Origin of the sequence: Sphingorhabdus pulchriflava, from assembly GCF_003367235.1 — a bacterium.
GTDB classification, from domain to species: Bacteria; Pseudomonadota; Alphaproteobacteria; order Sphingomonadales; family Sphingomonadaceae; genus Sphingorhabdus_B; species Sphingorhabdus_B pulchriflava.
On sequence record NZ_QRGP01000001.1, the window covers coordinates 990,099 to 1,004,123 of the forward strand.

General features: G+C 54.7%; 9 protein-coding genes. 8 read left to right on the forward strand and 1 reads right to left on the reverse strand.

The annotated features are described in order from the left end of the window. The first annotated feature begins 2 nt into the window (after positions 1-2). From DXH95_RS05055 to trxA, 5 genes are all read left to right on the forward strand, one after another. A complete protein-coding gene (locus DXH95_RS05055; RefSeq protein WP_239016545.1) occupies positions 3-986 on the forward strand; it encodes an aminoglycoside phosphotransferase family protein in 984 nt (327 codons plus the stop codon). After that, entirely contained in the window at positions 983-1,702 is a 720-nt protein-coding gene (locus DXH95_RS05060; protein ID WP_239016546.1) for a nucleotidyltransferase family protein, read from the forward strand. Before DXH95_RS05055 ends, DXH95_RS05060 begins: the two co-directional genes overlap by 4 nt. Beyond that, entirely contained in the window at positions 1,695-4,688 is a 2,994-nt protein-coding gene (gene addB, locus DXH95_RS05065) for a double-strand break repair protein AddB (RefSeq protein ID WP_115548321.1), read from the forward strand. The genes DXH95_RS05060 and addB overlap by 8 nt, the downstream gene beginning before the upstream one ends. Continuing rightward, positions 4,672-8,079: a double-strand break repair helicase AddA gene (gene addA, locus DXH95_RS05070; protein ID WP_115548322.1), complete on the forward strand. Its 3,408-nt coding sequence runs from the start codon at positions 4,672-4,674 to the stop codon at positions 8,077-8,079. The genes addB and addA overlap by 17 nt, the downstream gene beginning before the upstream one ends. An 83-nt stretch (positions 8,080-8,162) precedes the next feature. Next, a complete protein-coding gene (gene trxA / locus DXH95_RS05075; protein ID WP_115548323.1) occupies positions 8,163-8,483 on the forward strand; it encodes a thioredoxin in 321 nt (106 codons plus the stop codon). Here trxA and argJ read toward each other — a convergent pair. Next, positions 8,480-9,664: a bifunctional glutamate N-acetyltransferase/amino-acid acetyltransferase ArgJ gene (gene argJ, locus DXH95_RS05080; protein WP_115548324.1), complete on the reverse strand. Its 1,185-nt coding sequence runs from the start codon at positions 9,662-9,664 to the stop codon at positions 8,480-8,482. The two genes, trxA and argJ, sit on opposite strands and share 4 nt — an antisense overlap. A 68-nt stretch (positions 9,665-9,732) precedes the next feature. Here argJ and DXH95_RS05085 point away from each other — a divergent pair, with 68 nt between their 5' ends. From DXH95_RS05085 to secA, 3 genes are all read left to right on the forward strand, one after another. Next, a complete protein-coding gene (locus DXH95_RS05085) occupies positions 9,733-10,830 on the forward strand; it encodes an energy transducer TonB (protein WP_115548325.1) in 1,098 nt (365 codons plus the stop codon). Positions 10,831-10,916: 86 nt separating this feature from the next. After that, positions 10,917-11,189, forward strand: a complete 273-nt coding sequence (locus tag DXH95_RS05090) for a hypothetical protein (RefSeq protein ID WP_147291683.1) — start codon at positions 10,917-10,919, stop codon at positions 11,187-11,189. A 91-nt stretch (positions 11,190-11,280) separates the two neighbouring features. Next, the gene (gene secA, locus DXH95_RS05095; RefSeq protein WP_115548327.1) at positions 11,281-14,022 is read left to right on the forward strand and encodes a preprotein translocase subunit SecA; all 2,742 of its coding nucleotides are present in this window, start codon (positions 11,281-11,283) and stop codon (positions 14,020-14,022) included. The last annotated feature ends 3 nt before the right edge of the window (positions 14,023-14,025 follow it).

Genomic DNA, 14,025 nt, shown 5'->3' on the forward strand with positions numbered 1-14,025 from the left:
AATTGACGGCTGCGCAAATACCCGCAGGGACAGATAACTTTTTGACCGGCTGCGGATGGGGCGGCGCTGCGATCGAGCCGCTTGCAGGTGATGCTTCTTTCCGACGCTATTTCCGCGTTCGCAAATCCGACGGTTCCACTGCGATGCTTATGGATGCGCCGCCGCCGCACGAAGATCCCAAGCCGTTCCTGCATGTCGCTCAATATCTGGTTGAACAGGGTTTTCGGGCGCCGGTTGTTTACGGCACAGATTTAGATCGTGGTCTTGTCCTGATCGAAGATTTTGGCAACACCCGAATGCGGGAATTTCTGGATGACCATCCCGAAGATGAAATGCAGATTTATCGTCATGCGATTGCTACATTAATCGATCTTGAAAAGGCTCCGGTCGCCAAGCTCGCACCCTATGATTTCGCGGCCTACTTGCGCGAAGTCGATCTTCTGGTTGAATGGTATCTTCCAGCGATGGGTGTCGCTTTTGATCGTGAGGAATTTGAAGCGCTATGGAAAGCCGCGCTAGCTTCGATAAGCGGACCGGAATGGCAGCAGGTGACTGCATTGCGGGACTATCATGCTGAAAACATCATGCTGCTTGAAGACGGGTCGCAGGGTCTGATCGATTTTCAGGACGCATTGGCTGGACATCCTGCCTATGACCTTGTGTCTCTTTTGCAAGATGCAAGGCGCGATGTATCCCAAGAACTCGAAATCGAGATGCTGCTCTATTACAAAAGCGTTGCAAAGCCGGAATATGACTTCGACCTGCATTACGCGTTGCTGGGCGCACAACGAAACACCAAGATAGTCGGCATTTTCACCAGACTGTGGAAACGCGATGGTAAGGCGCGGTATCTGAATTTCCTGCCTCGTATGTGGGGCCTTCTGGAACGTGATCTGCAACATCCGGGGCTTGCCGATTTGAAACATTGGTTCGACACAACAATCCCTGATGAAGTTCGACGCACGTCACCGGACAGCATCGCATGAAAGTTGACAGCGCGATGATTATGGCGGCCGGTCTGGGCACGCGGATGCGCCCGCTGACCGAGCGCAAGCCAAAGCCGCTGGTCGAAGTCGCAGGAAAAACCCTGCTCGACCATGTGCTCGATAAGGCACGAGATGCGGGCATTTCCAAGGTTGTGGTCAATGTGCATTATCTGCCCGAACAGGTTGAGGCGCACCTTGCCAAGCAGGCTGCCGACCTTGAGGTCACTATTTCAGACGAGCGTGACTTGCTGATGGAAACCGGCGGCGGTTTGGTGAAAGCCCAAGGCCTTATCGCAGCAGAACCATTTTACTGCCTCAATAGCGATGCCATCTGGACCGAAGCGATCGGTCACCACGGTCTCAAGCGTTTGGCACAGGCGTGGGACGGCGACCGAATGGATGGCCTGTTGCTCATCGTCCCGCGCCAAAATGCTTATCAGCATCCGGGGAACGGTGATTTTTCTCTTGATGACGACAACCGGCTGGTTCGCCGCGGACAACGCGACAGCGCGCCCTATGTCTACACTGGCAACCAGTTGATAAGCCATCGTCTCTTGCGGGATGCTCCTAAAGGGCCTTTTTCGACCAATATTTTGTGGGATCGGGCAATCGCCGAAGGGCGGCTGTTCGGACTAGTGCACGAAGGCGACTGGTTTGATATCGGATCGCCGCAGGCCATAGCTCCGACCGAAGCCGCGCTGGCAGTGCATGGCTGAACATCGATCTCCGAATGTCTTCACGGTTCCGATTGGGACCGATATTTCGTCGGCCGTCGCGCTTGAACTAACCGGTCGCTATCGCGCCGACCGCATGGCACTGGCCGATATATTGTTGCTGCTCCCCAATAACAGGGCGATTGCAGCTATGACCTCTGCGTTCGTCCGTATCGCTGAACAAGGTCTGATCTTGCCGCGTATGGCTGCGATAGGTGACCTTGCGCTGGATGAAGCCTTAGGGCCGCTCCTTGATCCGCTCGGTGACGGTGAGCTGATCCCCCCTGCCATCGGTGATCTAGAACGCCAGCTGCTGTTGACGCGCTTGGTGCGCAATCGAAGGCCGCAGTTAAGCGCTGCCGAAGCACTGAATCTGGCTCGCCTATTGATGGAAACGGTCGACCAGCTTGAGATTGAAGGCGTCCCGGTCGCGAAGATTGAAACAGATCACCAAAGTCACGACCTCGCCGAACATTGGCAAAGCGCCTATGCCGATTTGCTGTTGCTGGCTGAAGCGTATCAATCCGAACTGAGCAAGCTTGGTCTGCTGAACCCGGCTGCACGGCGAAACATGTTGCTGGATCGACTGGCCAGTCGACTGACACAGCAAAGTGACAATCGATCAGTCTGGGCGGTGGGAATATCGACGGCGGCCCCGGCGATTGCCAGTTTGCTGCGCCAAGTTGCAGTATTGCCCAGCGGCCGCGTCATTCTGCCGCATGTCGACCTTCAAATGCCCGCTGCCGAATGGGATGCTCTCGGTTCATTGGAAAAGCGTGACGACGGCTCCGACCCTCCCGGACAGCAAGAAACCCATCCGCAATATCATCTGAAACTGTTGCTTCACAGGATGAATATCAATCGGTCTGAAGTTTCAAGCCTGGCCCTGAACGAACCATCTGCCCACGGGGCTGAGGTGCAAATGGCGGTCGCCGACATTTTTTGCGCAGCGACGCAGACTGTAAATTGGCAAGAACTGCCGGCGTCACGGAAAAAGCTAACCAATGTTCGGCTGATGTCTTGCGCGGACAGTGCAGAAGAAGCCAAAGTCATCGCGGTTTTGATACGGGAGGCGCTGGAAACCCCGGCGCGACGTGTCGCATTGGTTACTCCCGATCGTGAAATTGCATTGCGTGTGTCGGCGCAACTGAAACGCTGGGATATTGACGCGGACGACAGTGCCGGCGTGCCTTTGACGCAGACCCCGTCCGGTGTCCTGTTGCTGGCCATAACCGACATGTTGGCCGGTCAGTTTGATCCAGTCGCGTTGCTGGCTGTATTCAAACATCCGCTGGTTGCAGCGGGCGACGCTCGCCTTGCTTGGCTGGAAAATGTTCGCCAACTGGATCAGGCGTTAAGGGGGCCGAGGCTTGGACTTGGCATCGCTGGCATCAGGGATGCTATGCGAGCAAAATTCAGCCGATCCGAAAAGGATGCCGCTCTATATGGCTGGTGGGCGGAAACAGAGAAGCGCCTGCAATCTTATGATTTTGATCACATGCGCAGCTTTGCCGATAAGGTGAAAGCGGTCGCGGCGCTGGCGAGTGAATTGTCTGATGGGGCGATCTGGAAAGGTCCTGCTGGTCGTGCGCTTGCCGATATATTGACCGATATCCAGTCGCGCGACCTTTCGGTATTTGACGATACCAAAGGTGCAGCGGTCGCTGTAATTGTGCGTGATATGATTTCCATGCAGACAATACGCCCTGCATTTGGAACCCATCCTCGCGTATCGATCTATGGTTTGCTCGAGGCGCGACTGCAGTCTGCGGATCTACTCATTTGTGCAGGATTGAACGAAGGTAGCTGGCCGCAATTGCCGCAGCCGGACCCGTGGCTGGCACCGCGCCTTCGCCGCGATTTGGGTTTGCCGGGATTGGAACGGAATATCGGGCTTTCAGCACACGATCTTGCCTCGGCTTTGGGGGCGACCGAAGTGGTGCTTACCCGGGCGCAGCGTGACCGATCCGGACCCACGATCGCATCGCGTTTCTTGCTGCGCCTCCAAGCCTTTTTGGGACCCAACTTGCAGATTGAGGAGCGTGCGAGACATTTTGCCAATCAGCTTGACGCGCCGCAGATCAAGCACAAGCCTTATGCACGGCCAGTGCCCAGCCCATCGCGAGAGCAACGAAAGGTCGATATTTCCATCACGCAAATGGATGTCCTGAAGGCCGATCCATTTGCCTTTTACGCGCGCAACATATTGGGCCTTTCGCCGCTGAAAGCCGTTGCTGCTGAACCCGATTCCGCTTGGAAAGGGAGTGCAGTACATGATTTACTTCAGCTTTGGGCCGAAGAAGATGACTGCGATCCGGATGCTCTAACGGCGCGCGCCAAGGCTATGCTGGCCAATCCCGCATTGCACCCAGCCTTGCGGATGTTGTGGCAACCACGGATAAGTGCGGCATTGAGCTGGATTGCCAGCGAAACCCTGCGCCAAAGGGTTGAAGACAAAAGAACGATTGCAGTCACTGAGAAAAAAGGCCGTGTCGAAATCGACAATATCCTTGTCCATGGCCGTATCGACAGGGTGGATCGTCAGGAAGACGGCCGACTGGTGATCGTTGACTACAAGACCGGAAGTCCGCCGCCCAAAAAGCGGGTTCGTGTCGGCTATGCGCTGCAACTCGGACTTGCGGGACTTATGGCCGAGACGGGCGGGATTGAGGGCGCAGATGGGGAGGTGGCGAATTACGAATATTGGTCGCTTTCACGCTCCAAGCGAAAGGGCACTGATATTCCCTTCGGCTATTCAGAGACACCTTTTACCAAAAAGACGAATGAAGACGAGCCAAACGCAGACAAATTCGCTGCATTTGCGGAAACGCAAGCGCGTCAGGCGATATCGCGTTGGATCACCGGAAACGATCCGTTCACAGCCAAACTCAAACCGGAATATGCCCCGTACAAAGATTATGACCAACTGATGCGTTTGGCTGAATGGATGGGGAACACTGACTGGAAGGACGATGATGATGTCGTCTGACAGCGAAATAAAGCCGCTCCAAAAGCTAAAGCCTGCCCAATTGCTGGCCACAGAGCCAGAGGAAAGCGTCTGGCTTAGTGCCTCTGCAGGTTCTGGCAAAACGCAGGTCTTAACCGCGCGCGTGATCCGTTTGCTGCTGGCCGGTTCGCGTCCCGAACAGATTTTGTGCCTGACGTTCACCAAGGCCGCCGCTGCCGAAATGGAGGAACGCATCAACCGCATCTTGGCGGGCTGGGTGCAAATGAAGAACCCGCTACTTGCAAGCGATTTGATAGCCATCGGTGCCGATCATGGCCCCGAAATGCAGGCGAAAGCGCGCGAACTTTTTGCACAAGTGCTCGACGCCCCGGGCGGTGGATTGCAGATCATGACAATTCACAGTTTCTGCCAGTCACTGCTTGGCAGTTTTCCCGAAGAGGCGGGTATCGCCCCCGGGTTCGAACCTATTGATGACCGTAAAAGGCGCGAATTGCAGCGCGAGGTTCTTTCGGACCTGGTGACCGAGGCAGAGACGCAATCCAATGATTGGATCCTGACGAAACTGCAGCAATTGAGCCTTGATCTGGGGGAAGACGGGGCATGGAATTTTCTGAACCGTTGTGCACAACATTCAAACGCCGTTGGCAAGGTTCCCGAAGACGACGGCGCGTTGGTTTTTGCCCGTTACCTTGTTGGCGAAACCGAAACGGGCACCATTGATGAAATCATGCAAAACCAGTGCAGTGATGACATCATAGATCGCAATCTGCTTTTGACGGTGGCGGACTGCAACCGCCAGTGGAATACCAAAACGGGATTGGACCGTGCTACAAAAATCGCGGACTGGCTGGCGTCTTCCACTGAAGACCGCGTCAGTAAGTTGGAAGAACTGCATAGCTGCTGGGCAACCAAAGAGGGAACTCTTGTAAAGCAGGGGCCCAAGAATATCGCAGCTTTTGAAGCGCTCGCGCTTGCTGCTTTGCAATGGTGCCGACGCTTGCTCGACCGCCGCGAATTATTGAAATATGCGGATCGTCTGGCATCAGCCCTACTTGTCGGAAAAGCCTATGCTGCTCGCTATGTTGCTGCCAAGCATGCGCAAGGACTGGTTGATTTTGACGACCTGATCGAAAAGACGGCGGAGCTGCTGCGGCAGGGCCGGATGGCCGAATGGGTCCGATTCAAGCTCGACCGGCGGATAGACCATATATTGATCGATGAAGCGCAGGATACCAATCAGCCACAATGGGATATTGTCGACGCGCTGGCCGACGATTTTTTCACCGGCAGCGGACAAAAAGCTGATCGTGCGCGAACTATATTTGCAGTGGGCGACTTCAAACAGGCGATTTACGGATTTCAAGGCACCGACCCTGCAAAATATCGGGACGCTGGTGTCCGCTTTGGCCAAAAACTCTCTGACAGTGGCGGAGAGCTTAAAAAGCTCACGCTTTCCCAATCGTTCCGCTCGACCCAGCCCATCCTGTCTTTCGTCAACAAGGCTATCGAGGAAATCGGGCACCAGGGCTTAGGGCTCGACGAAATTGTGCCAGATCATGAAAGCGATAATCCCGACAGCGGCATGGTCGAATTATTCGGTCTTGTCCGTTCCGGCGACGATGAAGACGAAGACTCCGACGGTGACGAGGAGAAATGGGTCAGCGCCGAAAAACGCAAACTTGCGGAAAAACTGGCGACGCACATCAAGCAACTGATCGACGAAAAGCCTTATTTGACCAGCACCGAAAAGCCTTTGGAGCCGGGCAATATCTTGGTGCTGTTGCGCAAGCGTTCGGACCTTGCTGCCCTGATCGTCGCGAGGCTGCACGCGCTGAACGTACCAGTCGCTGGGATCGACAGGATGTTGCTGGGCGAGCAATTGGCGGTGCAGGACCTGCTGTCTGCAATCCGCTTTGTGCTGCAGCCGGGTGATGACATGAGCCTTGCCTGTTTGCTGGTGTCTCCATTGATGGGCTGGTCACAGCAACAGCTTCTCGACCATGGCTATCGCGCAAAAGGCGAGGCTTTGTGGAACCATTTGCGCAGTCAGGCGGTATTGGAAAATGATCTGCGTCCCTTGAGGGACATGCTGGCGGAGGCGGACTTTACTTCTCCCTATGCGTTTCTTGAAACTATCCTTTCGGGGCCGACCCAAGGCAGGCGTAAATTTGCCGAACGGCTCGGAAATGAGACGCTGGTTCCGATAGAGGAACTGCTGAACATTGCCCTGCAATTTGCGCAGGATGGTGGAGGCACGCTGCAGGATTTTCTGGACTGGTTCGAACGCGATAATGGCGAAATAAAACGCGAAGGGCTGGTTTCTGCGGGCGAAGTCCGGATCATGACTGTGCATGGAGCCAAGGGGTTGCAGGCGCCAGTCGTTATCCTCGCTGACATTGCGACCGATCCCCTGAAATCGCGTGGGTCGGGATCGGGGCTGTCGTTAAAATTGGACCACGGGGCAGAATTGCCGATCCTGCCTTTTGGTACAGCGCTGCGAATCGGGCAGCTTGGTGTCCTGCACGACAGCCATAAAGTAGAAGAACTCAGAGAGCATAACCGCCTTCTTTACGTGGCACTGACGCGGGCCGAAGAGCGTCTGATTTTGACTGGTAGTCTCGGGTCGAAGTCCAAGACCGAAAACAGTTGGTATCCAATTCTGGAAGCCGCATTCAACCGGCTCGGACATGAGTGGGAAGCATCGTCGCTTTGGGGTAGCACCATGCGCCTGGAGGGAAAGATGAGCAGCGTTGCGTCAACAGACATCACTGCCGCAGTCGAGGTCGCCGCCTCGGAAACACCCGCATGGCTTTTTTCGCCCGCTCCCATGGAGGCTCGACCGCCAAGACCTCTCGCCCCTTCAAGAATCGACGACGCCGATATTGGTGACGCGCCGGCTATCGAAAAAATCCGTATTGCGGCAGAGCGCGGTAAGTTGTTGCACGGCCTGTTTGAACGGGTTGAAGGTAATCGTGCCCACAGCTTTGCGAACGATGCCGCTCGCTGGCTCGCCCTGCGCGACAAATCCGGCGCGCATGATCATCAGGAACTGATCCGCCAAGCTGCCACCGTGCTCGAAGACGACAGATGGTCTGAGATATTTTCGCCCACCGCGCGGGCAGAAGTGCCCATCGCCGCATTAGTCGGGGAAACCGTAGTTACAGGGCGTATCGACCGTTTGGTCGTAACTGAAGCATATGTCCAAATAGTCGATTTCAAATCGGGGCGCTTTGTGCCGCGAACCTCAGAAAAGGTGCCTGTTTCGCAATTGCGGCAAATGGCGCATTATGTTGCTGCTCTCGAGAAAATCTTTCCTGACCGGCGCGTTGAAGCCGCTTTACTTTATACGTACGAGCCCCATTTGCTGACTTTGACTGCCGCCGATCTGGAACCCTACAAACCCGCCTCTTGAGCGGACAAGCAAATCTTTGCGGCTCGGTGCTTGCAAGTGCAGGGCAGGGACAATAGATTCAACACCAACTAAGGAGATATCCAATGGCGACGAAAGCAGTTGGCGATAACAATTTTGACACCGATGTTTTGGCTTCGGACAAACCCGTATTGGTCGATTTCTGGGCCGAATGGTGCGGCCCGTGTAAGATGATTGGCCCCAGCCTTGAGGAAATCAGCGAAGAACTGGGCGATCAGGTTACCATCGCAAAGCTCAACATCGACGACCACCCCGATACACCCAGCAAATATGGTGTGCGCGGCATTCCAACGATGATCCTGTTCAAGGATGGGAAGATTGTCGACACCAAGGTGGGCGCTGCCCCCAAGGCTGCCATCAAGGGCTGGCTGGAAGCTGCGCTTTAACTTCGGTAATCCGCATTGATGCTGATATAGCCATGGGTCAGGTCGCACGTCCAAACGGTTGCGTGACCTGATCCAAGGCCGATATCTACGCCAATCTGGATTTCTTGGCCTTTTAGATGCGCCGTCACCGGTGTCTCGTCAAAGCCTTCAACGGGCAGACCATTTAGCGCGACCGGCGTCGCGCCAAAGCTTATCGACAGCCTGTCACGATCCGCGGGCTCGCCTGCTTTGCCGACAGCCATGACGATACGTCCCCAATTGGCATCTTCGCCCGCAATCGCGGTTTTAACCAGTGGCGAATTGGCGATCGCGAGTCCGATGCGCCTTGCGCTCTCGTCAGAAACGGCACCCGTAACCGAAATTTCGATAAACTTCTGTGCGCCTTCGCCGTCGCGCACGACCAGATGCGCTAGCTGACGGCACACATCATGCAATGCCGATGCAAACGCATCTGCCCCCACATCATTGAAAGATGCTAGCGGTGTGTTGTCGGCCTTACCGGTTGCGAAAGCGAGCACCGTGTCGCTGGTCGATGTATCGCTATCAACCGTGATGCAATTGAACGTCGAGCCGTTCGCTTCGACCAACAATTGCTGAAGGAAAGCGGGTTCGACCGCTGCATCGGTAAATATATAGCCCAACATTGTGGCCATATCCGGCGCGATCATGCCACTGCCTTTGATGACACCGATGATTTCAACACGGGTATCGCCAACCATCGCGCTGGCTTTTGCGCCTTTGGCAAAGGTGTCGGTTGTGCCGATGGTGTCAGCCACATCCTGCCAGCTGCAAACCGACGCGCCAAAAGCCGCCTTTAACCCGGCCTCGGCTTTGTCTTTAGGCAATGGCACACCGATAACACCGGTCGAGGAAACAAAGACTTCGGTTGCAGCGCAGCCCAGATGTGCTGCAACCTGCCGAGTAATGGCTTCAACCGCATCGCGTCCGCGATAGCCAGTAAAGGCGTTGCTGTTTCCGGCATTGACGACCAATGCACGCGCCCGGCCGCCTTTCAAATTATCGCGGCACAACTCGACCTCTGACGAGCAGCAGATGTTACGCGTCGTCACACCCGCAACCGCCGTTCCGGTAGCAAATTCGATATAGGTCAGGTCGCAGCGATCCCATTCCTTATAACGCGCCTTCGCGACGCGTTTGGTCGCACCCGCAATTTCGGGCATTTCGGGAAAGGGAGTGGCCAATGGAGATTTTACTAACAATTTGAACTGCCTTTATTAGAAACGCTGCATTGTTTCAGGAGAATTTTTTGATGCCCTACTTGTTTTGGATTGGTGCCGCAATTGTTGCATCGGTGGCGGCGCCTTTGGATGCGCCGATAGTAACCGTTCCCGTCGTCAACATTCCCGCGCCGCCAGTTCCGAATGCAATACCCGCGCCGCCAACCAGGGGACAAAAATCTGTCGCTATTCCCAAAAACAATCCCGGCGCATGGGCGACCACCAACGATTATCCTACTAAGGCATTATCCGAGCGTCGCGAAGGAACTACTGGCTTCAAGGTGTTGATTGATGCCAGCGGTAATCCAACTGCATGCTCCGTCACCCAGGCAAGTGGACATGCCGATCTTGATGAAGCCACCTGTAACAATATCATGAGGCGTGGAACATTCTATCCGGCGCAAGATGAAAAGGGTGCCGCGATTGAAGGAGAATGGTCGAGTCGGGTGCGCTGGCAGATACCGACAATATTCAGTTCGGCGTCCCAGACGATTGCCGATCGCAGCTTTCCAAGGCCGCCCAAGATTGCCGATTTCAAACAATTGCAAATAAAGGAGAGTGACTATCCAGCGGATGCATTGGCTGAAGGATTCCAAGGGCGTACGGAGGTTGCGCTCGGCGTCAGTCCGACCGGATCAGTGGTGGTTTGCACTATTGCGAAAACAAGCGGTCACACTTCATTGGACCAAAAGTCTTGTGATTTGGCACGGAAATGGAAGTTTAATCCGGCAGCAGCCCGCGATGGTTATGCAGTAGAGGGGGTAAGTGCGCATAGTTTTGACTGGCGACTGCCTAAAGGGAGCTTTGGTCTTCCGCCACGGCCAATTACCGAACGCAACCCTTTTGAAAAACCAGGGATGATAACGCTGACGCTGGATTTCGATAGCGATGGTAAATTGGCCAATTGCCAGTCCGAATTTAAGGGTGAGTTTGGTTTTCTGCCGAAAGGCGTATTTTCACCCGACCAATTGTGCAAGAATCCGCCAACCAGTCGAATCAAACCCTTTGCGAACGAAAAGGGCGGAAATGAACCGCGACGCGTTATACTCAAGTTCGAAATCGCACACCAAGAGTGGAGCGGCACACCTGCTGCTTCGGAAGCGGACTAGGTCACTCCGTTAACCCAAATGGGTTAGGGATGGACTATGAGATGCCATCTACTTATATGGCACCCAACACTGGAAACATGTCTTCAATGCGATTGCTGCTTTACTTCCTCGCTCTGCTAACTGGCTTTTCAGCCGCGGAAGCTGCGCGGCCGGTTGAGGCAGCTTCGCCGACCAGCACTGCGTCATCGGTCGCGCTGGCAGAAGCTTATGCGACGGTCGTTGCGGTGTCGGCAGACAGTCAGGGCACATTTGCACGCGCAGCGGCATCGCCTTCCGATTTTCGCTCTACATATTTGGTTCCAGACGATGCGATGCCGGCATCGACACCCGTTTCTCGGGCTGACCGCGCACATAAATAGGCGGTCTTTGCGCTGATTTTTCGCGCGTTTCCCATTTGCACCGCCCGCTATCGGTTGGGCGTATTTCACATTTATATTTAAGGGGTTACCCATGCTCGGCACTATCGCCAAGTCCATTTTTGGCTCGTCCAACGACCGTTACGTCAAAAAGACGATGAAAATCGTCACCAAAATCAATGCTTTTGAAGACCAATTGTCAGGACTTTCGAACGAAGATCTGAAAAACCAGACCCAGCTTTTTCGCGAACGACTTGAGGCTGGCGAAACCCTGGACGACATCTTGCCCGAAGCATTCGCCACGGTACGCGAGGCTTCGAAGCGTGTAACGGGAATGCGCCATTTCGACGTGCAGATGGTCGGCGGCATCGTGCTGCATCGCGGTGAAATCGCCGAGATGCGGACAGGTGAGGGCAAGACGCTTGTCGCAACACTCGCGACCTATCTGAATGCCATCGAGGGTAAGGGCGTTCATGTCGTGACGGTCAACGACTATTTGGCCAAGCGCGATGCCGAATGGATGGGTCAGATATACGGCTTCCTTGGCCTGACCACTGGGGTGATAGTTCCCAACCTGTCGGAAAATGAACGTCGTGCCGCCTATAATTGCGACATCACCTACGCGACCAATAATGAACTCGGCTTTGATTATCTGCGCGACAATATGAAGCATGAGCGCGCGCAGATGGTGCAGCGCCCCTTTAACTACGCAATTGTTGACGAAGTCGACTCGATCCTGATCGATGAAGCACGAACCCCGCTCATTATCTCCGGACCAACCGACGACAAGTCGGAATTGTACAAGGCGGTTCACGAGGTTGTCCTTCAACTCGATGAAGGCGATTATGAGAAAGACGAAAAACAGCGCAGTGTCATCCTGACCGAAGACGGTACCGAAAAGGCCGAACGGCTGCTGGAAAGTGCTGGCTTGATCGTCGGTACCAACCTGTATGATTTCGAGAATACCCAGGTCGTGCACCATCTCGACCAGGCCCTGAAGGCCAATACGATGTTTAAGCGCGATACCGACTATATCGTCAAGGATGACGAGGTTATCATCATCGACGAATTTACCGGTCGCATGATGGACGGACGCCGCTGGTCCAATGGCCTGCACCAAGCCGTCGAAGCCAAGGAAGGTGTCCGTATCAAACCGGAAAACCAAACACTGGCTACGATTACCTTCCAGAACTATTTTCGCATGTATCCGAAAATTTCGGGCATGACCGGTACGGCCGCGACCGAGGCGCAGGAATTTTTCGACATTTATAAACTCAATGTCGTTGAAATTCCGACCAATGTTCCGGTGCAGCGTATCGACGAGAATGACGAATTTTACAAAAATACCGCAGATAAATTTGCGGCGATTGCAAAGACAATTCGTGAAGCGAACGAGCGCGGCCAGCCAGTTCTGGTTGGCACGGTGTCGATCGAAAAATCGGAGCTGCTGAGCGACTATCTAAACAAGGAAGGCGTCGAACACGCCGTTCTGAACGCACGCTTCCACGAACAGGAAGCGCATATTGTGGCCCAGGCCGGGCGCCTCGGGGCAGTGACTATTGCTACCAATATGGCCGGTCGCGGAACCGACATTAAATTGGGCGGCAACCTTGAGTTCCGTGTCGAAGGCGAATTGAGCGATATGCCCGAAGGCCCGGAACGGGATGCCGCAGTGGCAAAGATTACGGCCGAAATCGAAGCTGAAAAAGCAAAGGTGCTTGAAGCAGGCGGTCTGTTCGTGCTGGCGACAGAACGCCACGAAAGCCGTCGCATCGATAATCAGTTGCGCGGCCGTTCAGGGCGTCAGGGTGACCCTGGCCTGTCGCGCTTCTATCTCTGCCTGGAAGACGATCTCCTCCGCATATTCGGTTCGGAGACCTTGTTTGCGCGCATGATGAACAACAGTCTGGAAGATGGCGAAGCCATCGGTGGCAAATGGCTTTCTAAGGCGATCGAAACGGCGCAGCGTAAGGTCGAAGCGCGCAACTATGACGTGCGCAAACAGTTGGTCGAGTATGACAATGTCATGAACGACCAGCGCAAGGTCATTTACGAACAACGCAGCGACATCATGGATGCAGAGGCGGTTGATGATGTGCTGGATGATATGTTGCACGAAACGGTCAACAATATTGTCGGCGAAAATTGCCCGCCTGAAACCTATCCCGAACAATGGGATGTGGATGGCCTGAAAAGACAGGTCAGCGAAATTCTGGGACTGCAGCCGGACATCGACGGCTGGCTGACGGAAGAATCGCTCGAACCGGAAACCGTAGAGGCCCGCTTGGCCGAAGCTGCAGAAGCGAAGCTCGCCGAAAAGCGTGCAGCGATCGATCCTGTGTTGTTCCGGCAAATCGAAAAGCAAATCCTGCTGCAAAATCTCGATCACCATTGGAAAGAGCATCTGGCGACGCTCGATGCTCTGCGTCAGGTCATCTATCTGCGTGCGTATGCGCAGAAAAACCCGATTAATGAATATAAGCAGGAGAGCTTTGGCCTGTTTGAGCGGATGCTGTCTGCTATTCGCGAAGATATCGTCAAGACGGTCCTGACAAACGAGTTCCGTGTGGAGCCGCCCGAATTTGCAGGCGAGCTGCCCGAACTGCCCGATTTCCTAACCACACATTTTGATCCGTTGACGGGCGAAGATGACAGTGATGACATTGATGCGGCCGATATGGGGCTTATCAAGGCGTCGATTCCGGCGCGGCAAGTTGCGACCAATCCGGCTGAAGGCGATCCATTTGCAGGCAATCCGGAAATTCGGCGTAATGATCCGTGCCCTTGCGGATCGGGGCAGAAGTACAAGCACTGCCACGGTGCCTATAAGGCATGATTA